General features: G+C 62.7%; 12 protein-coding genes. 8 read left to right on the top strand and 4 right to left on the bottom strand.

The features are described 5' to 3' along the window. Positions 1-41: 41 nt before the first annotated feature. The 8 genes from gspK (at position 42) to CXF97_RS06030 (ending at position 21,956) form a co-directional block, all read left to right on the top strand. Positions 42-959, top strand: a complete 918-nt coding sequence (gene gspK, locus CXF97_RS05995; RefSeq protein WP_101157121.1) for a type II secretion system minor pseudopilin GspK — start codon at positions 42-44, stop codon at positions 957-959. Then, entirely contained in the window at positions 956-2,077 is a 1,122-nt protein-coding gene (gene gspL / locus CXF97_RS06000) for a type II secretion system protein GspL (protein WP_101157123.1), read from the top strand. The genes gspK and gspL overlap by 4 nt, the downstream gene beginning before the upstream one ends. After that, complete coding sequence (gene gspM, locus CXF97_RS06005; RefSeq protein WP_101157125.1) at positions 2,070-2,618, top strand: type II secretion system protein GspM; 549 nt, start codon at positions 2,070-2,072, stop codon at positions 2,616-2,618. Before gspL ends, gspM begins: the two co-directional genes overlap by 8 nt. Then, on the top strand, positions 2,615-4,981 hold the full coding sequence (gspD, locus tag CXF97_RS06010; RefSeq protein WP_101157127.1) for a type II secretion system secretin GspD: 2,367 nt from the start codon (positions 2,615-2,617) through the stop codon (positions 4,979-4,981). The genes gspM and gspD overlap by 4 nt, the downstream gene beginning before the upstream one ends. A 145-nt stretch (positions 4,982-5,126) precedes the next feature. Beyond that, positions 5,127-6,533, top strand: coding sequence for a type II secretion system ATPase GspE (gene gspE, locus CXF97_RS06015; protein WP_101157129.1), 1,407 nt, complete (start codon positions 5,127-5,129; stop codon positions 6,531-6,533). Next, a complete protein-coding gene (gspF, locus tag CXF97_RS06020) occupies positions 6,533-7,744 on the top strand; it encodes a type II secretion system inner membrane protein GspF (protein WP_101157131.1) in 1,212 nt (403 codons plus the stop codon). Before gspE ends, gspF begins: the two co-directional genes overlap by 1 nt. 448 nt (positions 7,745-8,192) lie before the next feature. Beyond that, on the top strand, positions 8,193-9,296 hold the full coding sequence (locus CXF97_RS06025; protein WP_101157133.1) for a substrate-binding domain-containing protein: 1,104 nt from the start codon (positions 8,193-8,195) through the stop codon (positions 9,294-9,296). Between the two features lie 174 nt (positions 9,297-9,470). Continuing rightward, positions 9,471-21,956 (top strand): filamentous haemagglutinin family protein, encoded by a 12,486-nt coding sequence (locus CXF97_RS06030; protein WP_101157135.1) that lies wholly within the window; start codon positions 9,471-9,473, stop codon positions 21,954-21,956. A 46-nt stretch (positions 21,957-22,002) separates the two neighbouring features. Here CXF97_RS06030 and CXF97_RS06035 read toward each other — a convergent pair whose 3' ends face one another. The 4 genes from CXF97_RS06035 to CXF97_RS06050 form a co-directional block, all read right to left on the bottom strand. Beyond that, positions 22,003-22,314 (bottom strand): type II toxin-antitoxin system RelE/ParE family toxin, encoded by a 312-nt coding sequence (locus tag CXF97_RS06035; protein ID WP_101157137.1) that lies wholly within the window; start codon positions 22,312-22,314, stop codon positions 22,003-22,005. Beyond that, on the bottom strand, positions 22,277-22,471 hold the full coding sequence (locus CXF97_RS06040; protein ID WP_101157139.1) for a stability determinant: 195 nt from the start codon (positions 22,469-22,471) through the stop codon (positions 22,277-22,279). Before CXF97_RS06040 ends, CXF97_RS06035 begins: the two co-directional genes overlap by 38 nt. A 230-nt stretch (positions 22,472-22,701) precedes the next feature. Further along, positions 22,702-22,920: a hypothetical protein gene (locus CXF97_RS06045; protein ID WP_056789562.1), complete on the bottom strand. Its 219-nt coding sequence runs from the start codon at positions 22,918-22,920 to the stop codon at positions 22,702-22,704. Positions 22,921-23,027: 107 nt separating this feature from the next. Beyond that, positions 23,028-24,707, bottom strand: coding sequence for an MFS transporter (locus CXF97_RS06050; RefSeq protein ID WP_101157141.1), 1,680 nt, complete (start codon positions 24,705-24,707; stop codon positions 23,028-23,030). Positions 24,708-24,792 lie beyond the last annotated feature (85 nt).

Here is a 24,792-nt window from a genome sequence, read left to right on the forward strand (position 1 = left end):
CCGTGAACACAGGTTCGCTCAACGGGGCGAAGCAACGGGGTATGGCGATTATCAGCGCGTTGTTGATTGCCGCCGTGGTGGCGGTGATTGCGGCGGGGATGTTGACGCGTCAGAGCGTGGCGACCCGGGCGCTGGAGGCCGATCAGCAGCGGGTGCAGGGGCGTTGGGTCGCGCAGGGTGGTCTGGAGATCAGCCGGCAGTTGCTCTGGGATGCGCGCCTGCGTGATCCGTTGACCCGGCGTGATCAGCCCTGGGCGCAGCCGTTGCTGGCGGCGGGTTTTGCCGGGCGGCTGGAGGACGAGCAGGGCAAGTTCAACCTGCGCAATCTGGTCGCCAATGAGCGCATCGATGAGGCGCAGGTGCAGGCGTTCGAGCGCTTGTGCGAGCTGATTGGTGTGAGTGCCGTTGTCGGCCAGCGCATTCGTCAGCGGATGATTGCCGGTTATCCGCATTTGCTGAATGCGCAGATTGGCGCGACGGGCAAAGCCGGTTTCGACAGTGGCCGCGCCACTTCGCCGGATGCCGATCACAAACCGCCACCGAAGGTGCCGATGCTTCGCACACTCGATGACTTGCGCAGCGTCGAAGGCGTGACCGATGCGCTGATCGGCCAACTGGCGCCGTATGTGACGGTGGTTCCGGCGACGACGTGGATCAACGGCAACACCGCCACGGCGCAGGTGCTGGCGGCGTATGTGCCGGGGCTTTCGCTGGAGCGGGCGACGGCGTTGATCGCCGAGCGTGATGCCGGGCGCTGGTTTATCAATCGCGGCGATTTTGTCAACCGCTTGCGCATGCCGCAGCTGGAAATGAGCAGCGTCAAAGTCGGCATCACCAGCGACTGGTTTCGTTTGCGCGGTGAGGCGCGGCGTGATCAGCGTCGGGTCAGCCTCGACGCATTGCTGCACCGCAGCGAGGATCGGCTGCCGCAGGTGATCTGGTCGCGGGTGGGCGCATGAGCCAGTTGCGCGTCGCGTTGCCGCCGTTGGCGGAGCTGGCATTGCACAGCGAAGTGAGCTGCGCCTGGCTGGATCGTCAGGGGCAGGTCAGCCGTGAGGATCGGCTCACTTTGAGTCAGTTAGGGCAACGGCCGAAGCAACCACCGCTGCTGTGTTTTCTGCATCCGGCCGACAGCCTGCTCGCCAGCATTGATCTGCCGCCGTTGCCCGCGAACAAAACGGCGGCCGCTGTGCAGTGCGCGGCGCAGGCATTGATGCTCGGCGACAGCAGCCAGATGCATATCGGCCACAGCCCTCGCGATGCGAGCGGGCAGGTGCAGATTGCCTGGGTTTCGCGGCAGCATTTGCAGCGCTTAGCCGCTGTGCTCAAGCAGGCGGGGTTGAGTTTGCGCGGTTTGTATCCGGCGCCTTATAGCCTGCCGGTGCTACCGGATGTTGTCGTGTGCATGGCGGACGGTCACGTACTCAGACGCGAGAGTTTGAACAGCGCGCAGGTTGAGCCGTTGCTCGGCGACGAAGTGGACGAGGCATCGTTCGCAGCTGACGCGACACAGCGCTGGGTCGGCCCCTTGCCAAGTTGGGGTTTGCACGGTGGCCTGCAGCAAACCGCCGGCGAGCAGCGTGGCTGGGGTCGTGCTGTCGGGTGTGTGGCTTTGGCCGTGGCCGTTTGGGTGGTCGGCCTGAACCTCTACGCCGCTCGCGAAGCGCGGCAGGGCCAGCGGCTCAAGGCGCAGATGAGTCAGCGGGTGAAACAGGCGTTTCCTGAATTGCCGGTGATTCTCAACCCGCTGCAACAGGCGCGTCAGCAACTGGAGCAACGGCAAAAAGGCGCGGTCGATGACCCGTCGCAGCACTTCAATCGGCTGGTGTTGCAGGCCGGCACGGGCATGCCGTTCATGGCCGACAGTGTCGAGCGCCTGAGTTACCGCGACGGCGCTTTGCAGCTGGCGCTGGTGAGCGATGCAAACCGTGGCGGCAACGACAAGGATTGGCAAAGCACATTGGCCCAGGCCGGCATCAGCGTGACTGCCGATGACGCAGGCTGGACCTTGCGCCCGAGCGATGAAACCACCGCCAACACCAACGATGACGACGACAGCGGAGCAGACGATGAGTAGGGCGACGCTGGCGATTTACCGTGCGCGCTTGCAGCGTTTCAGCAGCCAGTTGCAGGCGCGGTGGCAGCCGTTGGCGCTGCGCGAAAAACGCATGGTCGCCGCCATGGCGCTGGTGCTTGTCGGTCTGCTGATCTGGCTGACGCTGGTCAAGCCGCCGTTGGCCAGGATCACTTTTTGGCAGAGCGAAACGCCCAAGTTGCGCGCGCAAACCGAGGCGCTGCAAGTGCTGTTGCGTAGCGTCAACGTGCGACCGCAGGGGCAGAGCGTTGGCCAGTCGCTGGAGCAAAGTCTGCAAGCGGCGGGGCTGGCCGGGCATTACCAATTACAAGCGGCGGAGGGTGGCGCGTGGCAGCTGAATGTCGACGCCGCGCCGGCCGATGCGCTGCTCGACTGGCTGCTCAGCCAGCCATCACAACTTTCTCTGCAGGTGGTCGAGGCGCAGTTGCAGCGCGCAAACGAAACCTCGACCGATGTCACCGCCGGCACTTTGTCAGGCACCGTTCGCATGGATCAGGCGCAGGGCGCTAAGGAAGCTTCATGAAGGAGTCACGCTGCAAACCGGCACGTCTGGCGCTGCCGTTGTTGCTGATGGCATTGAGCGCGTGCAACAGCACCACGGCGCCGCAAAACCAGCCGCCGCTGTTGGTCGACAGTGAACTCGGCCGGCCGCTGGCCAACACCCAGCGCAGCGGCGATGCGGTGGCCGATCGCGAACGGGCGCAGGCTCAGGCGCGGCCGGTGCCGAAGCAGTTGCACAACATCAGTCAGCGCGGTCGCAGTGCTGGCGCTGCGCCGGGCAATGCGACCCCGCGCAATCCGTTGGGCGAGCAACCGGTGACGCTGAATTTTGTCGAGGCGGATATTCAAGCGGTGGTGCGGGCGTTGTCGCGGGCCACCGGGCAGCAGTTTCTCGTCGATCCCCGGGTCAAGGGCAATCTGACCCTGGTCTCGGAAGGCCAGGTGCCGGCTCGTCAGGCCTACGACATGCTGCTCGCGGCGTTGCGCATGCAAGGCTTCAGCGTGGTCGATGTCGGCGGCGTGGCGCAGGTGGTTCCCGAGGCCGATGCAAAACTGCTCGGCGGGCCGATCTACAGCGCCGACAAACCGGCCGGCAACGGCATGCTCACGCGCACGTTTCGCCTGCAATATGAGAACGCGGTGAACCTGATCCCGGTGCTGCGCCCGATTGTCTCGCCGAACAATCCGATCAATGCCTATCCCGGCAACAACACCGTGGTCATCACCGATTACGCCGAGAACCTTACCCGCGTCGCGCAGTTGATCGAGAGCATCGACACGCCGAGCGCGATCGACACCGATGTGGTGCAGATCCAGAACGGCATCGCTGCCGATATCGCGCCGATGGTGGCCGACTTGCTCGACGCGCCGGGCAATGATCCGACGCAGAAAATCGCCGTGATTGGCGACCCGCGCTCGAACTCCATCATCATCCGCGCCGGCAGCCCCGAGCGTACCGAGTTGGCGCGCAATTTGATCTACAAACTCGACAACGCGCAGAGCAATCCGAGCAATCTGCATGTGGTTTACCTGCGCAACGCCCAGGCGGCGAAACTTGCGCAGGCGTTGCGTGGTTTGCTCACCGGTGAGAGTGACAGCGGCAGCAGCGACGCGGCGCGTTCGGTGCTCAGCGCGATGGGCAGCAGCACCGGCGGCAACGCCGGGCAGAACGGCCAGAGCAGCACACCGAGCACTGGCACTTCAACGACGACTGGCAGCGGCGCAACCGGCGGCAGTTATGCGCAGGGCAGTGGTGGCGGCACCGGCAGTGGCGGTACGCAGAGCAACGAACAGAACGTCGCTTTCAGCGCTGGCGGCGTGACGATTCAGGCCGACGCCACCACCAACACGCTGCTGATTTCTGCACCGGAACCGCTGTATCGCAACTTGCGTGAAGTCATCGATTTGCTTGACCAGCGTCGCGCGCAGGTGGTGATCGAGAGCCTGATCGTCGAGGTCGGCGAGGATGACGCCAGTGAATTCGGCGTGCAATGGCAGACCGGCGATCTGGGCGGCAAAGGTGTGATCGGTGGCGCCAATCTGGGGGGCGCGGGGCTCAACACGGGGGCGAAGAACAGCATCGACGTACTGCCGCAGGGTTTGAACCTCGGCTACGTCAACGGCACGGTCGACATTCCCGGCATCGGCAAGATTCTCGACCTGAAGGTGTTGGCGCGGGCGTTGAAGAGCAAGGGCGGCACCAATGTGCTGTCGACGCCGAATCTGCTGACGCTGGACAACGAAGCGGCGAGCATTTTTGTCGGCCAGACCATCCCGTTTGTCAGCGGCAGCTACGTCACCGGCGGCGGGGGCACCAGCAACAACCCGTTCCAGACCGTGACCCGCGAAGAGGTCGGCCTCAAGCTCAACGTACGCCCGCAGATTTCCGAGGGCGGCACGGTGAAGCTGGATATCTACCAGGAAGTCAGCAGCATCGATGAGCGTGCGTCCAACAGCGTGACCTCGGCGGGCATTGTCACCAACAAACGGGCGATCGACACCAGCATTCTGCTCGACGATGGGCAGATCATGGTGCTCGGTGGTTTGCTGCAGGACGGCTACAGCCAGAGCAATGATGCGGTGCCGTGGCTGTCGACGATTCCGGGCATCGGCGCGTTGTTTCGCAACGAACGCCGGGCGATCAGCAAGACCAACCTGATGGTGTTTCTGCGCCCGTACATCATCCGCGACAGCGAAGCAGGGCGCAGCATCACCCTCAACCGCTACGACTTCATGCGCCGCGCGCAGGGCGGCTTGCAACCGGAACGCAGTTGGGCGATGCCGGACATGCAGGCGCCGCAATTGCCGGCATCTGCGCAAGGCGTGCCGGCGGTTTTACCCACATCAGGCCCGCGCGCCACGATCAAAGCGGTGCCCATCCAATGACTCTGACACCACCTCTTGATGTGGAAATCGGACCTGTAAGAGCTGCCGAAGGCTGCGATCTTTTGATCTCTGGCCGTTTGGGTCCGTCGAAGAGCAAGATCAAAAGATCGCAGCCTTCGGCAGCTCCTACAGGGAGGTGTTTGTCTTGAGTCGGTTGCCGTATGCCTGGGCCAAGGCGCAGCGCATTCTCTTGTGCAATGGTGTGCTGACCGTGTGCCCGTCAACGCCCGGCTGGTCGATCAGCGAAGTGCGTCGGCAGTTCGGCGCGACGCAGGTTGAGCGGGTGCGCGATGACGAACTCGACGGCTTGCTCGCCGCCGCGTACTCCGACACCGGCAGCGCCGCTGCGGTGGTCGGTGCTGCGGAAAACGAAGTCGACCTTGATCGGCTGATGCAGGACATGCCGGAAATCACCGACCTGCTCGACACCCAGGACGGTGCGCCGGTGATCCGCATGATCAATGCCTTGCTGACTCAGGCGGCGCGCGACGAGGCCAGCGACATTCACATCGAACCGTTCGAAACCCATTCGGTGGTGCGCTATCGCGTCGACGGCACCCTGCGCGATGTGGTGTCGCCGCGCAAGGCGTTGCACGGTGCGCTGGTGTCGCGGATCAAGATCATGGCCCAGCTCGACATCGCCGAAAAACGCCTGCCGCAGGATGGTCGAATCGCGTTGCGCGTAGCGGGGCGGCCGATCGATATTCGTGTGTCGACGGTGCCGACCGGCCACGGCGAACGGGTGGTGATGCGCCTGCTCGACAAGCAGGCCGGGCGCTTGCATCTGGAAACCTTGGGCATGGATGCGCAGGTGCTGGCCAAACTCGACCATTTGATTCGCCAGCCCCACGGCATCGTCCTGGTCACCGGGCCGACCGGCAGCGGCAAAACCACCAGCCTCTATGCGGCGCTGGCGCGGCTGGATGCGAGCACCAGCAACATTCTCACCGTGGAAGATCCGGTGGAATACGACCTGCCGGGGATCAGCCAGATTCAGGTCAACGCCAAGATCGACATGACCTTTGCTCTCGCGCTGCGGGCGATTTTGCGCCAGGACCCGGACATCATCATGATCGGTGAAATTCGCGATCTCGAGACCGCGCAAATCGCTGTGCAGGCCTCGCTCACCGGGCATCTGGTGCTGGCGACGCTGCACACCAACGACGCCGTGTCGGCGGTCAATCGCCTGATCGACATGGGTGTTGAGCCGTTTTTGCTCGCGTCATCGATGCTAGGCGTCCTCGCGCAGCGCTTGGTGCGGCGCCTGTGCAATCAATGCAAACAGGAAGATCCGGCCACGCCCGGAACCTGGCGTCCGGTCGGTTGCCCGGCGTGCAACCAAACCGGTTACAGCGGCCGCACCGGCATCCACGAATTGTTCTGCATCGACGACGACATCCGCACGCTGATTCACCAAGGGGCAGGGGAGCAGGCCTTGCGCGCGGCGGCGTCGAAAGCCGGTATGTTCAGCCTGCGTGAGGACGGTGAGCGCTGGATTCGCAGCGGCGCCACCGCTCCCGAAGAAATCCTTCGCGTGACACGGGACGCCTGATGAATCGCTATCGCTTTGAAGCGGCGGATGCCACGGGAAAAATCGAGTCCGGGCACCTTGAGGCGGACAGCCAGAGCGCGGCGTTCAGTGCCTTGCGCGGGCGCGGATTGACAGCGCTGTCGGTGCACGAGCAAAGCAATATCGCCCGACACGGTGGCGGCGGTTTGTTCAGCGCCAAACTCTCGGACAACGACCTCGCCTGGGCCACACGCCAATTGGCGAGCCTGCTTGGTGCCAGCCTGCCATTGGAAGCAGCGCTGAGCGCGACGGTTGAGCAGGCCGAGAAAAAGCACATCGCCCAAACCCTCAGCGCCGTGCGCGCCGACGTGCGCAGCGGCATGCGTCTGGCGGAATCGCTGGCGTCGCGGCCACGGGATTTTCCCGAGATTTACCGGGCGCTGATCGCCGCTGGCGAAGAGTCTGGCGATCTGGCCCAGGTGATGGAACGGTTGGCCGATTACATCGAGGAACGCAACAACCTGCGCGGCAAGATTCTGACCGCATTCATCTATCCGGGCGTGGTCGGGCTGGTGTCGATCGGCATTGTGATTTTCCTGCTCAGTTACGTGGTGCCGCAGGTGGTCAGCGCGTTCTCTCAAGCGCGGCAGGATTTGCCGGGGTTGACCCTGGCGATGCTCACCGCCAGTGATTTCATTCGCGCGTGGGGTTGGTTGTGCGCGGCGCTCATGGCCGGGGCGTTCTGGAGTTGGCGTTTGTATTTGCGTAATCCGGCGGCGCGGTTGAGTTGGCATCACCGGGTGCTGAAGTTGCCGCTGTTTGGGCGTTTTATCCTGGGTTTGAACACTGCACGATTCGCCTCGACCCTGGCGATTCTCGGCGGGGCCGGCGTGCCACTGTTGCGCGCACTGGAAGCGGCACGGCAGACGCTGTCCAACGACCGCTTGAGCCTGAGCGTCAGCGAGGCCACGGCGAAAGTGCGCGAAGGCGTCAATCTCGCCGCCGCGCTGCGGGTGGAGAATGTGTTCCCGCCGGTGCTGATTCACCTGATCGCCAGCGGCGAGAAAACCGGCTCGCTACCGCCGATGCTCGAGCGCGCGGCGCAGACGCTCTCGCGGGATATCGAGCGGCGGGCAATGGGCATGACGGCGTTGCTCGAGCCGCTGATGATCGTGGTGATGGGCGGGGTGGTGCTGGTGATTGTGATGGCGGTGTTGTTGCCGATCATTGAGATCAACCAGTTGGTGCAGTAGTGGTGTACCGGGTGATTTGATGGTGTCTGGGCGGGCCTCTTCGCGAGCAAGCCCGCTCCCACAGGGGAACGCATTTTCAAATGTGGGAGCGGGCTTGCTCGCGAAGAGGTCGGCAGGGACGATAAATAATCCAGTCTTTTTTCCAAGGCTCAGGCGTCACCCGACCCCTGATCTCACCATTCTCGGGTTCTCCATTCTGTCATCTGCAACCACGCGCCAACGGCTCCAGCCCGATTCAGTCAAACCCGCGATCCAGACGCCCCACAAGACCCCGCAAACACCCGAGAAATCCGCACAAAAATCCCCCCGCAGCTCCCGAGGTTTTTTCCTTTATCTGTCACCGGAAGCTGCGAATTTTTCCCTGCGGCTCCACTGCGGTGGACCCTCCCGGTGTCATGCAAGCCTTCCGAAACCTGTGTTCCAAACCAAGTTGAAAAGGAGATTCTTCATGTTCAAGCGCACTCTGATCGCCGCCTCACTGACCGTCGCCGCTCTGGCTTCCGCCCAGGCCATGGCCGTAACCGGTGGTGGCGCCTCGCTGCCTGCCGCGCTGTACAAAGGTTCTGCCAACAGCATCCTGCCTGCCAACTTCAGCTACGCCGTGACCGGTAGCGGCGTCGGCAAAAGCGCTTTCCTGACCAACAACGCTGCCCAGTTCAGCACCACCGGCACTGTGCACTTCGCCGCGAGCGACTCGATTCTCAGCGCTGCGGAACTGAACACCTACACCACCAACTTCGGTGCTTCTTACGGCCCGTTGATCCAGCTGCCATCGGTGGCCACTTCGGTTGCCATTCCCTATAAAAAATCCGGCCAGACCGCGCTTAACCTGACCAGCGCTCAACTGTGCGATGCGCTGTCGGGCACCAAGACTACCTGGGGCGCGCTGTTGGGTACTGCCGACACCACCGCCATCCGCGTGGTTTATCGCAGCACTTCGAGCGGCACCACTGAAATCCTCAGCCGTCACTTGAACGCGATCTGCCCGACCAAATTCGCGGTCAACACCACCTTCACCAACGCGCGTCTGCCAGCCGGTTCGACGTTGCCATCGACTTGGGTTGGCGTCGCCAACACGGCTGATGTGGCAACTGCGGTGAACGCCGTGGACGGTTCGATCGGCTATGTGGGGCCGGACGGCGTGAATGCCGCCAGCAACGCCGTGGTTGCCCGCGTCAATGGCGTCCAGCCAACCAACGCTAACGTGACGCTGGCACTGAGCACCGCAGCGCTGCCAACCGCACCGGCCAACCCGGCTCAGTGGGCGCCAGTCGTGCCTAACCCGGCCAGCGGTTACCCGATTGTGGCTTACACCAACTTCATCTTCGGCCAGTGCTACAAGGATGCTGCCGTAGCCACCGCTGTGCGCAACTTCCTGACCACCCACTACAGCAACCCAGGCAACAACGTTGCCACCGTGGCCCACAGCTTCACGCCAGTACCCAACAACTGGAAAACCGCTGTGACCGCCAACTTCATCACCAACAGCTCGGGCAACAACCTGGACATCAACAACGCCAACGCCTGCAACGGCATCGGTCGTCCTTTGTAAGCCTTGCATCAAGCGCAATGAAACGGCAGCGGCCTTCGGGCTGCTGCTTTTTTTTGGCCGACGTACACCTGGATCATGAAGTTTGTGTGACATCCGTTCGGTCGTGAGGCGCGTCAACCGCCTATGTCGTAACAGCAGGGCTGACCCGACCTGCCACCAAAAGGACCTGTAGTGATGCTTGCTCGCACCTCCCGTCGCAGTACCCGTATTCAGCCGATCAAACGTGGCGCGGGCGATCCCGCACAGTGGCTGCTCAAGCCATTGGCGCAAGCCGTTGCCTTGTGTCTGGTGGCGGGCAGTGCCGAGGCGGCGACAGCATTCAGTTCTACCTGGTTTGCCGCCAAGGGCGCGGCGCAGCAGGCTTCGGCGTCGCGTCCGGGTGGGGGCGGTCTGCCGGGGATGACCCCACCGCTGGCACAGCAGCAACGGGCCAGCCAGCAGTTGCAGCGCTCTTTGCAGACACTTAACAACACCGTGGCAGCGATTGCCGCGCAGCAGGCCGCACAAGCCGCTGGACGTGCCGCCGCATTGGGCAGCGTGCAAGTCGTTCCGGATGGATTGGGCGAGGGCGGCCTGAAGATCGATAACAGCCTGAGCCAGGGCTGGCTGAACGCCAAAGGCCCGCAACAAACCCAGGCCGACGGCAAGACCACGGTGAAGATCGAGCAGACCGCCGACAAGGCGATTCTCAATTGGGAAACGTTCAACGTCGGCCGCAATACCACGGTGGAATTCGCCCAGCAGGCCAACTGGGCGGTGCTCAACCGCGTCAATGATCCGAGCGCACGGGCCAGCCAGATTCAGGGACAGATCAAAGCGGACGGCACGGTGATGCTGATCAACCGCAACGGCATCGTGTTCAGCGGTGGCAGTCAGGTCAATGTGCGAAATCTGGTGGCGGCAGCCGCGAACATGACCGATGCGCAATTTCGTGATCGTGGTCTGTATTTCGACAGCACCGGCAGTCAGCCAACCTTTACCGATGCTGCTGGCCAGGTGCTGGTGGAGCGTGGCGCTGCCATACAAACGCATCAACCTGCGCTCTCCACCGATGCCGGTGGCTATACCTTGTTGCTTGGCCAGGACGTGCAGAACGACGGCTCGATCAGCACGGCCAAAGGTCAGACGGTGATGGGGGCGGGCGACCGTTTCTACATTCGCAAGGGCTCAGGCACCGACGGCAATGTTTATTCCACCACCTTCGGCAGCGAGGTCATTCCCGGTTTCAAGGCTGACAGCTCGGGCAAGGTCAGCAATACCGGTCTGATCCAGGCATCCACCGGCGACATCACCCTGACTGGCCGCGACGTTCTGCAGAACGGCGTGCTGCTGGCAAGCACTTCGGTGGCGACGCGCGGCACCGTGCATTTGCTCAATCCGGCCAGCGATGCCCAGGGCCGTGTGACCCTGGGCGAGAACGGCGTCAGTGCGATTCTGCTCGACAGCAGCGATCTCACGGCCCTGGACAGCCAGCGCGAGGCGGCGTTGATCGGCGTGAATGCCGACAACCGGATCCGCAGCGATCAGTCCCGCATCGACATCGCCAGCGGTGGCACCGTTGAATTCAAAAGTGGTTCGATCACCCTTGCGACCGGTGGGCAGGTGGCGGTTGCCGCCGGGCGACGCAGTCTGCTGCGCGAGGGGGCGGTGGTCGACGTGTCCGGCGCCCTCGGCGTGAAAGTGGCCATGGAAGCCAACAACATCAAGATCAACGTGCAGGGCAACGAGCAGCGGGATGCGCCGCTCAATCGCGAGAACGGCGCGCTCAACAGCAGCGATATCTGGGTCGATGTCCGCGAACTGGTATTCGTGCCGGCGGGCACCAACGGTTACGCCACCGACCGCTGGTACACCGCCGGTGGGTTGTTGGAGGTCGGCGGATACCTCGGCACTCAGGGCCATGGCGTCGGTGAATGGATGGCTCAGGGCGGTGAGGTGCGGTTTTCCGGAAATGATGTGATCAGCGAAAACGGTTCGCTGATCAATGTGTCCGGCGGCACGCTCGATGTGCAGGGCGGCGAGATTCGCCAGAGTTGGCTGCGCGGTGCGGACGGGCGGTTATACGAAGTGTCGCGTGCGCCGGGCGATATTCTCTACAGCGGTCTTTACAAAGGTTACGAAAGTCACAGCGAGCGCTGGGGTCAGACGGATTATTTCCATAGCCCACTGATTGCACCGACGCGCCGTCAGGAAACGGGGTACACCGTTGGCCGGGATGCCGGGCAACTGGTGATCGCCACGCGCAACGCCGTGCTGGAAGGCCAGCTGTTGGGCGAGGTGTTTCAGGGCGAACGACAAAACCAGGCGCCGCGAGCAGCCCTGGACGGCTATGCCCAGCCTCAGACCGCCCGGGCGCGGCGGGGGCAGTTGGTCGTTGGCAATTACGATGCGGCTTATGTCGCCGCCAGTGCGGGCCTGCTCTATCAACTCGACCCGTTGCTCGATCAGGTGCAAGTGGGGAGCGCGCGTGCCAGCGCAGCGAACGCAGGGCTGACCGACGCGGTCGCTGCTGAGCGCGCCGGCAAACTGTTTCTCGACGCCGGGCTGCTCAATGGTTTCCAGCTGGGCGCGCTGAAGATCTCGGCGAAAAACACGATTGAAGTCGATGAAGGCGTAACCGTGGATCACGGGGGCGACATCACCCTGTTCAGCCCAGATGTGCAGGTCAATGCCGATTTGATTGCGCAAGGGGGCAGCCTGCAGCTGGGCAACGTTTTGAACCAGCTCGCCACCGATCGGCGCGATGACACCAGTCTTCAGGTGCCAACAGGCAAGCAGGCCCGCGTGACGGTTGCGCAGGGCGTGCAGCTGCAGGCGCGCGGTCTGTGGAGCAACCTGTCGAGTAACCCGGACGACGCGGACGGCCTGGCGTACCTCAATGGCGGGACGGTGTCGATCCGCAGCAGCGGCGACATTGTGCTGGCCAGTGGCAGTCTGGTCGATGTCACGTCGGGCGGCGCGATATTGGCCAGCGGCAAGACGCGTGGTGGCAAGGGTGGCGACGTGACCCTTGAGTCCAGCGCCAACAGCGCGCCGGGCCAGTCACGCCTGGTGCTTGATGGCGAGGTGCAGGGTTATGGCGTGAACGGCGGTGGGACGCTCACTGTGCAGGCCAGCAAGGTCCGGATCGGCGGTGCTGGCGCCGTCGCCGAAGAACAGTCCTTGCGGCTGACGCCGGAACTGTTTCAGACGGGGTTCAGCGCCTACAACATCATCGGTCTGAAGGGCATGGAAGTAGCCGATGAAACGATTATCGATGTGCAGATGCCGGTCTATCGATTCGGCGAATCCGCCTCGACCATTGCGTCCGGCACGTCGCCGCGCGCTGCGCTGGAGCTATGGACGCCGACGTTGTTCCAGGAAGACCCGCTCAAGGGTGTATTGACGCAAAGGGCCGGTGCATCAGTTGCATTGCAGGCCGGTGCGACGCTGGCTGGCTTGATTGACCCTGCCAACAGCCCGTTGTCGCTTGGCGAAGGCGCACGGATCAGTGTCGATCCCGGCCAGCGCATCGGTTTGCGCGGGGCAGGGCAGATCACGGTTGACGGTGAGCTCAACACCTGGGGCGGCACTGTCGATATCCGTCAACAACAATTTGGCGCGATCGATGTGGCGACATCCTTGCAAGAGGCTGATCCGACCCTGCACAACCGTTCGATCTGGATCGGTGACCATGCCTCGATCGATGTCGCCGGTCGGGCAGTGACCGCCGTCGATGCGCTGGGCCGCGTCTACGGCCAGGTCGGCAAGGGTGGCTCGATCATCGTCGGCGGCGAAATTGATGCGAAGAAGGTCACCGCGACCGCCGCCGATGCTTACGTCATCGTTCGTCAGGGGGCGCGCCTGGAAGCGTCCGGTGCGCAAGCCGTGATCGATAGCGGTGAACGAGGCCCCGTTCGAGTCGCCACGGATGGCGGGCGGATCAGTTTGAGTGCCTACAATGGTCTGTTCATCGAGGGCAGCTTGCAGGCCAATGCCGGTGGTGCAGGTGCGGCGGGCGGGCGTCTGGAAATCGCTCTGGATACGCCGGCCTACGGTGCCGGGGGATTGACCAACGCCGTGCGGGTGCCGCGGGAATTGATCATTGGCCAAGGGCCTGGATCGGCACTGCCGCAGGCGCTGCAGGCAGGGGAAGCTTCGTCACTTTTACGCTACGGGCGTACGCGCCTGAGTGCTGATCAGCTGATGAGCGGCGGCTTCGACAGCCTGAGTCTGCTGAGCAACGGTCTGATGACGTTCGACGGCGATGTTGACTTGCACATGGGGCAGAGCCTGAGTCTGTTCGCCGGTTCCCTTTCATTGGCCGATTCCGCGCAAGACAGCGCTCGGGTCAACCTCAGCGCACCTTACCTGCGCCTGTCGGGGCCGGGCACCTACTTGAGTTCGGATGTCAAAGTGCGTCCGCGGGTAATGAGCAATCCGACAGCGCAGTTGTCCAGCGCGCAATTCACCGCCAGCGCGAACCTGCTGGATCTGGGCAACTCGCTTTCATTCGGCACCGAAGGGACGCTCGTGCAAACGGCCGCACCCGCGCTTGCAGTCAGCCGTCGTGGCTTTGGTCTGGTCACACTCGACAGCCAGGGTGACATGCGCTTCCTCGAGCCAACCGATGAACAGCAGCGCAGCCGTCTGTGGACTCCGGGTGACATGCACTTGCGTGCTGCGCAGATCTACCCCGCCAGCGGTGTCTCGGCTGATGTGCGAGTGGGTTATCAGACCCAGGCCGGATCGGTGCCGGAGTATACGTTGCGTATCGGCAGCTACGGGCCGGCGCCGACTTTATTGCCTTACTCGGTGTTCGGCAGCCTGACATTCAGCGCGGGACAGATCGAACAGGGGGGCGTCATTCGTGCGCCTTTGGGGCTGATTTCCCTGGGTGATGACTCCATCGTCAAGACCGGTGAGCTTCACCTTCTCCCGGGTAGTGTGACGTCAGTCAGCGCCGCCGGACTGGTCATGCCGTATGGGGGCACCACCGACGGTATCGACTATCGATACAACGACAAGTCGGTTTTCTTGAATGGCATTGCCAGTGCTGCATCCGGGGTCATACTCGATGCGCAATACACCGATGTGCAGGCCGGGGCGGTGATCGATCTTTCGGGCGGCGGCGATCTGCGTGGGGCCGGTTTTGTCTCCGGACGAGGCGGTTCCACCGATGCACGTTTCAATCCGCTGGTACGCAATGCCACCGATGGCACCTTCAGTTTGCCCGGGCTGGCCAGTAATCCCGTGTATGCAATCGTTGCCGGTGATCAGAGCCGCTATGCGCCGATGCTCGCCGAGGCTGGCGCAGTCGATCCGCGCATCGGCCAGCAGATCACCCTCGGTGCCGGCGTTACCGGACTGGCGCCCGGCACCTACGCTTTGTTGCCATCGACCTTTGCCTTGTTGCCGGGCGCCTTCCGGGTCGAAATCAATGGTCAAGCGATGGCGGGTTCCATGGACGGTGCGCTGAAGTTGCGCAATGGCTCGTGGACCACGGCCGGACAGCTGTCGATTGCCAACACCGGTATTCGCGACAGTCTGCCCAGCCAGGTCATCGTGACGTCTGCCGACGTGCTGCGGCGCTATTCGCAGTACAACGAAACCGGGTTTACCCAATTTGTGCTCAACGATGCTGCCCGCCGCGGTCTGCCTCGCGCCCGCACACCGCTGGACGGCAACACGCTGCATCTGCGCATGGTCAGTGGCGGCGAGCACGACACAGCCCTGGATTTCGACGGGCAAGTGCTGTTCAAGCCTGCCGAAGGGGGGGTTATTGGTACGGCGGTGGTTCAGGGCGGTTATACCGGCGGTGACTTTGAAATTCTCGGTGCCGGGCACACGCGTACGCCCGGGTTCGACGGTGTTTCGCTGTATGCCGACACCCTCAACCGCTTGAATGCCGGACGTTTGACCATCGGTGGCACCCCGACTGTGTATTACGGCTCCGAGGGCGGCTCGATCAAGGTGATCGGCAATATCGCGGCGATTCGTCTGCGCGAGGGCGCGATTCTCTCCGCGCCAGAGGTCGTGCTGAGCAGCAACAGTGCCAGTGGCGGCATCACCATCGATGCGGGCGCAGGCATCAATACCTTGGGACGAGGCGCCGTTCCGTACGATGCCGCAGCCGGTTTCGTCTACGCACCTGAGCGGTCTAGTCTGCTGGTGGTCTCCAATGGCTGGACACCGGTGCTTGCGCCTGCCGAGGGCGGGGGCGGGAGCATTCGTATCGGCAACTGTCCGACGGCCGATTGCACCGCTGCGGCGTTGCTGTACTCCAACGGCAGCATCATCGCCGCCACCGACAAGGACTTCGAACTGGGCGAAAGCGTGCGCTTTGGCACTCGCCAACTGGGGCTTTCGGTCGGCGTGGTCAATGCCGGCAGTCAGCAAGCACTGGCCGCAGCCAGCGGCCGTGTACCCGCGGGCCTGACGCTTAACCAGAGCGTGCTGGATCGCCTGTTGCAGGGCGACACGCAATTTGGCGCCCCCGCCCTCGAGACCCTGAGTCTAGTGGCCCGCGATGCGTTCAACTTTTTCGGCAGCGTTACCCTCGACACCCTTGATCCGAAGACCGGCCAGAGCCGCTTGCAGAATCTGGTTCTGGGCAGCCCGGCCATCTACGGCTCGGGCGCTGCCACCGATGTTGCGACGATCCGCACCCGCAATCTGATCTGGAACGGGGCCACTCAGGCCCCGGGTACGGTGGTCAAGGATGGCGCCGGCACCGGCCACGGTACGCTGGATATCCAGGCGCAGCGGATCGAACTGGGTTATGGCCCGAATCCGCAGCCCAATGGCCTGGATCGCAATGACCGACTCACCCTGGGTTTTGCCAACGTCAACCTCAACGCCAGCGAACGCATCACCGCCAACCACAAGGGCAGTCTGGCGGTGTACGAATCCCAAGGGGCTTATGACGCGGTCAAGGGGTTCAGCTACAGCGGCGGTAACCTCAATCTGCACACGCCACTGCTGACCGGCGAAGCTGCCTCGGTCAGTGATCTCAAGGCCGGCAACCGTCTGACCCTCAGCGGCACCGCCACAACGGCTGTGGCGGACGCGCTTGGCGCACAACTGAGCCTGACGGCACGCAACGTTGTGCTCGACAGCCGCATCGTTCTGGCCAGCGGCAAACTGTTGGTCAATGCCGAGGATGATCTGACCCTTGGCAGCGGCGCGCAGGTGGACATGGCGGGCCGGGTTCTGCCGTTCAACGACGTGAAGAAATACAGCTGGGGCGGCGATGTGTCGTTGCAGAGCAACAACGGCAATATTCGTCAGTCGGCGGGTTCGCGAATCGATCTGTCGGCCGTCAACAATCAGGCCGGGCAACTGAGCGTCGTGGCCCTGGGCACTGACGCCGGACAGGTTGACCTGCAAGGACAGATCAGCGGAACCAGCAGTGGCTATTACGATGCGGGCGGCACATGGGTGCCGTACAAGGCCGGTGGCGTGGACATTCGCGCCCAGCGCCTGGAAGGTGATTTGAGCCAGGCCTTTGCCAGTCTCAATCAGCGCTTGAACGCGGGCGGGGTGGTGGGCAGTCGCAGCTTCCAGTTCAAGCAGGGCAATCTGCTTGTCGGTAACGGACTCAAAGCAGGCGAGGTCAATGTCTCGGTGGACAACGGCAACCTGACCGTGGACGGGTTGATCGATGCCAGCGGCGAACGGGTCGGCTCTATCCGGCTGGCCGCGAAGAACGCGTTGACACTGACTGGCAACGCGGTGCTGGATGCCCATGGCCGCGTACTGCGCGTCGACAGCTACGGCAAGATCATCGACGCACCGAACCGCGCCATGGTTGAACTCAATTCGACTGACGGCGTGCTGACACTGGCCGCTGGTGCACGGATTGACTTGCGGCACGGCACCGACGCACTGACGGGTAACCAGGCGGGACAACGCGACGGCCTGTCGCGCGGGACGCTGGAGCTCAATGCACCGCGTCTGGGCGGCGGTGATATTGCGGTTGATGCCAGCGGTACGTTGACTGTTCAAGGCGCCCGCTCCATCGGGTTGAATGCCGTTCGCCGTTACAGCGATGCCGCCGATGGCACCGATCCGGCGGCCAGCGGTCGCCCGTATCAAGTGATCGATCAAGCCTATCTGGACGCCATTCATGCCGACAGCAGCGGTTTCATCGATGCGGCACTGAACAACAGTGATCTGCTGCAGCGCAAATTGGCCGGCCTCAACAACGCGACCTATGCCGATGCGTTTCATCTGCGCCCGGGGGTCGAAATCGTCAGCAAAACCGCCGACGGCGATCTGGTGGTGCAGGGCGATCTCGACCTGTCCGGCTACCGCTACGCCAGCCTTAACCCCCACACTCGGCTCACCTCGGTGTACGGCAGCGGGGAAGCGGGCAATCTGTTGATCCGTGCCGGTGGCAACCTTGATATCTACGGCAGCATCAACGACGGTTTTGCGCCCCCACCGGAAACCGTGGACGACGCCGGCTGGAAACTGTTGCCGGGGATACAGCCGTTCGGCGGCGACCTGATCGTACCGGGCAGTGGTGTCAGCCTTGCCGAAGGGACGCTCTTCCCGGTCGGTGCGACATTGAATTACGACCTGCCGATTCAAGCCGCCACGTTGGCCGCAGGCACGGTGTTGCCGGTACAGGCCACGCTGGCCGCACCCTACTCGCTACAGGGTGGAACGGTGCTGGCCGGCGATGTGCACGACGCGATGGGAAACCTGATATATGCCGCCGGTACGCTGCTCGACAATGCCGTGACCCTCCCGGCAGGCAGCCGATTGGGCGCCGGCATCCGCTTGAACGACGCCACTGCCCTGCAGACCCTGCTCTGGCCCAAAGGCGTGCCGTTGCCGGGTGCCGTTGATGCCGATAATAGAACGGTGGGCGTTGGGTTGAACGGTACGTTGGCGCTGTTGCGCGGTTCGCTGATTCCATCCATGACCAACGTGAAGTTGGTGGATGGCACGGTCTACCTCGACCTGCGTCCCGCCAATGGCGAACAACAGGGGCGTAACTGGGCGATCGCCAGCATGCTGCCGGCGGGGAGTGCGTCGTGGTCGATGCGCATGGTCGCAGGCGCCGATCTGGCCGCAGCCGACAGCCGTAGCGTGAAACCTCAGACCAGCGTCGGCAACTTGCAGATGGCCGACACCCATTATGGTGTGAGCATGACTGAGGTGGCTGGCAAACTGGTCTGGGCCGTGGATAACGAGTATGGCTTTACACCTTACGAACCGGTTCCCGAGGAATATCTTGTGCTCTGTGAGATTGCTCCCGGTGCCTGCGCCCCGATGGCGCGCAGTGTATGGGCCCCTGGCAACTGGATGGGCATGCCGGATTACACACCGATGAACGATGACGAATTGTTCTGGTGCTCCATCGATCCGGCGCTGTGCATTGAAAACAATCCGAGCAAGAGCGCCCAGGCCCACACGCAGATGTTCAGCCTTTTGCGTACTGGCACCGGCGACCTGGATTTGATGGCGGCCGGTAATCTGAGCATGGCTTCACCTTTCGGTGTGTACACCGCCGGCACTCAATCGGGTGACGTCGATGCGCGTTATAACCAAGCGCGCGGCCGGCTGTCGGCTGATGGATCGGTATTGGGCAGCGCTGGCAGCGATTACGAAAAATGGGTCGATGGCGGCAGTGCCAGCCTTTATCAGGCCTGGTATCCACAGATGGGCGGTAACCTGACGATCAATGCTGGCGGGTCTGTGTCCGGCGACGTGCTCGGGCGTCGCTCGGTCGCCACGGGCGACGGTACGCGGGAGCAGGTGCCGAGTGTGGCAGTGGGCAATTGGCTGTGGCGCCAGGGCACCGGCAACAACGATGTACCGACTGCCTGGTGGATCAACTTCGGCAGCTACGCTGCGCAGCCAATGCCGGCACAGGGCGTGGAAACCAAGCCTTATCTGGTGGGTTTTACCGGGTTCGGTACGCTGGGCGGCGGCAACATCAGTCTGAGCGCTGGCGCAGATGCCGGCATGCTAAAGCCCATGGGCGATGACAAGTATGCGTCGTATCCACGTAGTCAGGGGTTGATCGTGGCAGTCGGCAGTACGGGACGCGTGGGCAGCGACGGTAACCTGCAACTGACCGGTGGCGGAGATCTGGATATTCGTCTGGGCGGTGTCCTCAATCCGTCTCTGCAAGCACGTGCCGGCCTGCAAGGTACCGGCACGCCGACCCACGATTTGCAGGGCGCGCTCATCAACCTGCGCGGCGCGGCGCAACTGACGGGCGCAGCGTTGGGCGGAATCAATCTGCAGTACGGCGCTTCTGCGCTGTTTCATGACCCAAGGGAAACGCGCGCTTTCGATCCGTTCAACTCGACGGCCAGCAATGCCAGTGGTGGGCTGGTGCTGATTCCCGGCGACTCCGGCATGCGCCTCAACACTCGGGGTGATCTGGTGCTGGGTGGCGCCACGGATCCGGGTCGCGTGCGGTTACAAAACTCCACACCGTTTACCACGGCCGATGGCGTTTACCATGCGGGTGGCGGCTTGAGTGGTTTCTCGCTGTGGACCGATCACACCGCCATCGATTTATTCTCGGCGGGCGGTAACCTGACACCGAGCACTCAATTGATGGAGACCACCGGGCAGGACCCCGTCGCCGGGCTTAACACGTCACCTACGGATGACCGCTTCGTCATTCCTTCGATATTGCGTGCGGTGGCCGGCCAAGGCTCTATTTACGCGGGACCATCAGCCACTTACGGCGTAGGCAACCCGGCACCGGTCGTGGGCTATTCGTTGCTATTGGCACCTTCCAGCGCGGGGCAACTTGAACTGATCGCAGGGGATTCGATCTATGCCGGTGGCTACGCGATCAATCAGTCAGGGGCCAGCCCGGCGGCACTCGCCACGCCGTTGACGCCTGCGTTCAATGGCTACGCCAACAACCAGTTCAGTCGCCCTGTCATGACCAATGCCGGCAGCGACGGCGTATTGGCGGCAACCAATTCGCGCTATCCGCTGTTTGCCTTTGGTCCCGATAGCTATTCGGGCTTGAGCAGTGTTCAGGGGCCGGCGCGCTTCTATGCACTGACCGGTGACCTGGTAGGAATTCGCACGGGCGAAACGCTGGCGTTCGCGACCACGAAGCGCACCTGGTATGAATCGGCAGGCCCGGTCTGGATGGTGGCAGGGCGCGACATCGTGGCGTCCGGTACCAACCTGGGCCAACCCACGAATGCGCCCACCGGCGGCATGGGGCGCAATAACGAACAGGTCGCATCGACCGGCAATCTGTTCGTGCATAACGATGCGCGCGACATTTCGAGGGTTTCGGCCGGGCGCGACATTCTGTACAGCAGCTTCGACATTGCCGGCCCAGGGGTTCTGGACGTCAGTGCAGGGCGCAATATCATGATGGGAGATCGCGCCAGCATCACCAGCCTCGGCCCTCTCGCGGCGGGTGATCATCGCTCCGGTGCAACTATTGTGATGCAATCAGGCGCGGGCGCGCAGGGGCCGAATTACTCGCGGTTCGTTGCGCGTTATCTGAACCCGCAAAACGTCGCGGATTCGGCTGTGGCCCTGAGCGCGCAACCGGGCAAAGTGGTCAAGACCTATGTCGAAGAACTGCAGAGTTGGCTGAGCCTCGGTTATGGCTTCAAGGGTAGCGATGAACAGGCGCAAGCCTTCTTCGCCGCACTGCCGAGTACCGAGCAGGCGATCTTCGCCCGCCAGGTGTACTTCGCCGAACTGCGCGCCGGCGGCCTGGAATATACCGATGCCAATGGCCCGCGCACCGGCAGTTACCTGCGCGGTCGCAATGCCATTGCGGCGTTGTTCCCGAACACCGATGTGGCGGGCAATCCGATTCGCTACGACGGCGATATCACCCTGTACGGCGGCGCCGGGGTCAAGACGCTGTTTGGCGGCGATATCCAGATGCTCACGCCGGGCGGTGGTCAGGTGTTCGGCATCGAAGGCGCGGCGCCACCGTCGACGGCGGGGATCATCACTCAGGGCTCGGGCGATATTCAACTGTACTCGCAAGGCAGCATTCTGCTCGGCCAGAGCAGGATCATGACGACGTTCGGCGGCTCGATTCTCGGCTGGTCCGCCGAGGGCGACATCAACGCCGGTCGCGGCTCGAAAACCACTGTGGTCTACACGCCGCCAAAACGCGTCTATGACACCTGGGGCAACGTCACGCTGTCGCCGTCGGTGCCGAGCACCGGCGCCGGTATCGCCACGCTCAACCCGATCGCCGAAGTGGCGCCGGGCAACATCGACCTGATCGCGCCGCTGGGCACCATCGATGCCGGCGAAGCGGGGATTCGCGTGTCGGGCAACGTCAACATCGCTGCGCTGACGGTAGTCAACGCCGCGAACATTTCGGTGCAGGGCAAGGCGACCGGCGTGCCCGTGGTGTCGGCGGTCAACACCGGCGCAATCACCTCGGCCAGTTCGGCAGCATCCTCGGCGACCCAAGCGGCGGAAGACGTCGCCCGTCAGCAACAGGCGGCGGCGCGGCAGAATCAGGCCTCGGTGTTCACCGTGCAGGTATTGAGCTTCGGCAACGAGCAACTGGCGCCGTCGCGCGATGGTGCCAGCCGGGCACCGGCGACGGGCTACAACCCCGACAGCCCGGTGCAGGTACTCGGCGCCGGCGCGCTGGATGAACAGGCGAAACAGCAGCTGACCGAGGAGGAGCGTGGGCAGCTGACGTTGTAAAAGACTCTCGTGCAGTACGTTTGGGCGGCCGGTTGGCCGCCTTTGTTTAGAGTGAAGGGGTTAGGGGATATTTTTGTCGAGCGTGAAGCACCCTGAGTATGTCGATCTCCCCATTCACCCGATAAACCAGCAGATAGTTTGGATGAATCACCATTTCGCGAGTGCCAGACACCCGACCGGATCGGTCGCCATGGGGTATGGAAGAAAGTTTCTGCGCTGCGGCAACGGCTTTACGTTGAAAGGAAACCGAAGCAACGGAGTTGTGCTGATCGATGTAATCAATGATGTCAGCCAGTTGACGAATAGCCTTGTAGCTCCATTTAACCCGCAGCGCGGCGCTTCCTGCGGTTTTCTTCATTCATCTGATCGAGCAACACCATTGCTTCGGCATGGGGAATGCCAGGGTGCGGATCATCAAGTGCTTCCTGGATCTGCGCACGAAACCAAAGGTCGTATTCCGCAGCCTCTTCTTCGGTTTCGAAGTCTGAAACGATAAGTGAAAGTTCAGCGCTCATCATGACCTCCATGATCAATGTGAAGCAGTCTAAGGGGGATGTGGCTTGTTGTCGTCACTGGCGGGACGAGGGAGACATCATCCGCAAACAGACGATGCAAATCTGTCAGACGCTTCGCTTGTGATGCACGTGAAGTCGATCAGCTGTGTAGTTCGATTCTGTAGGAAATCAGCTTTTGATCATCGGGCTGACGGCCGCCGCTCAAAGCCGCGGCCACAGCCACGCTGCAGTCAGTTACCGTCTGCAACCTTGCGCTCGATCTCATCGACTTTGCGCTGCAGCTCTTCAGCTTCCTGCTCTTTGACCCGAGTGGAAGAGGGCGTGATGATTTTGTCCACGCCTTCGGTCTTGCCATCGCGGTCCTGCAGATCGCGTTCGACCACGTTCACTGGTTTGCCGCTGGCATCGGTGGGCGGGGCGTTGGGGGTTTTGTCGTCGTTGGGGTTCATGGCGCTGGCCTCCTGTGGGTGTACATATTGGAGACAGCGCGGCGGCAGACGTTCGAAATTTTTCAGCTGCGAGGCCCTCTCCCGCAGGAGAGGGCACAGCGGTTGTTTCAGTCCTTAAGAATGTCGCGATCCTTGGTTTCCGGCAGGAAGAACGTGCCGAGTATTGCCGTCGCCACTGCAATCACGATCGGGTACCAGAGCCCGTAGTAGATGTCACCGGTGGCGGCGACCATGGCGAACGCCACGGTCGGCAGGAAGCCGCCGAACCAGCCGTTGCCGATGTGGTAGGGCAGCGACATCGAGGTGTAGCGGATGCGCGTCGGGAACAGTTCGACCAGCCACGCGGCGATCGGGCCATAAACCATGGTCACGTAGATCACCAGCACGGTGAGCAGGAGCAGCATCATTGGGTAATTGATTTTCGCCGGATCGGCTTTTTCCGGATAACCGGCGTCTTTCAACGCTGCGCCGAGGCTGGCGGTGAAGGCGTCGTTGCGGGCCTTGAAGTCGGCGGCGGGGAGGGCGCTGCCTTCGAAACTTTCGATGACGCGATCACCTATGCGCACCTGCGCGACCGTGTTCGGTTCGGCAGCAACGTTCTCATAAGGAATCGCGCGTTTCGCCAGCAAGGTTTTCGCCAAGTCACAGGAGCTGGTGAATTTGGCCTTGCCCACCGGATCGAACTGGAATGAACACTGATCAGGATTGGCGATCACTTTGACCGGATTTTTCTCCTGCGCGACGAACACGTCCGGGTTGCCGTACTGGGTCAGCGCAGTAAAGATCGGAAAGTAGGTCAAAGCAGCCAGAATGCACCCGGCCATGATGATCGGCTTGCGCCCGATGCGATCGGACAGGCTGCCGAAAATCACGAAGAACGGTGTGCCGATCAGCAGCGATCCGGCGATCAGCAGATTGGCGGTCTGCGCGTCGATCTTCAATGTTTGCAACAGGAAGAACAGCGCATAGAACTGCCCGGTGTACCAGACCACCGCTTGCCCGGCGGTGCCGCCGAGCAACGACATGATCACCACTTTGAGGTTGTCCCAGCGTGCAAAGGATTCGGTCAGCGGCGCTTTCGATGCCTTGCCTTCGTCTTTCATTTTCTGAAAGACCGGCGACTCGCTCAGTTGCAGGCGGATGTACACCGACACGGCCAGCAGAATGATCGACAGCAGAAACGGAATCCGCCAGCCCCACGCCTCGAACGCCTCGTTACCCAGCGCCGTGCGGCAGGCGAGAATCACCAGCAACGACATGAACAGGCCGAGGGTGGCGGTGGTTTGAATCCACGAAGTGAAAAAGCCACGGCGGTTGCGTGGCGCGTGCTCGGCCACGTAGGTCGCCGCGCCGCCGTATTCACCACCCAGCGCCAGACCTTGCAGCAGACGCAGGGTGATCAGGATGACCGGGGCGGCGACGCCGATGGTCGCGTAGCCGGGCAGCAGACCGACGATTGCCGTGGACACGCCCATGATCACGATGGTGATCAGAAACGTGTGTTTGCGCCCGATCATGTCACCCAGACGCCCGAAGACGATGGCGCCGAACGGCCGCACCGCAAACCCGGCGGCGAAGGCCAGCAGGGCAAAGATGAACGCGGTGGTTTCGTTGACGCCGGCGAAGAAGTGCTTGGCGATGATCGCCGCCAGCGAGCCGTAGAGATAAAAGTCGTACCACTCGAAAACCGTGCCCAGTGAGGAAGCGAAGATGACCTTGCGCTCCTCCTTGGTGATGCCGCCGCTGCGCGGTGGCGTGCCGGTGGATGCTGTGTCGATTGTGGCCATGGGTGTTCTCCGTCGTGCTTATTGTTGTAGGCCGGAGTCCCCCGTTACTGCCTGTCGCACTCTGGCCCGTTGGCATCTGCCGCCG

Origin of the sequence: Pseudomonas sp. Choline-02u-1 (genome assembly GCF_002836515.1) — a bacterium.
GTDB lineage: Bacteria > Pseudomonadota > Gammaproteobacteria > Pseudomonadales > Pseudomonadaceae > Aquipseudomonas.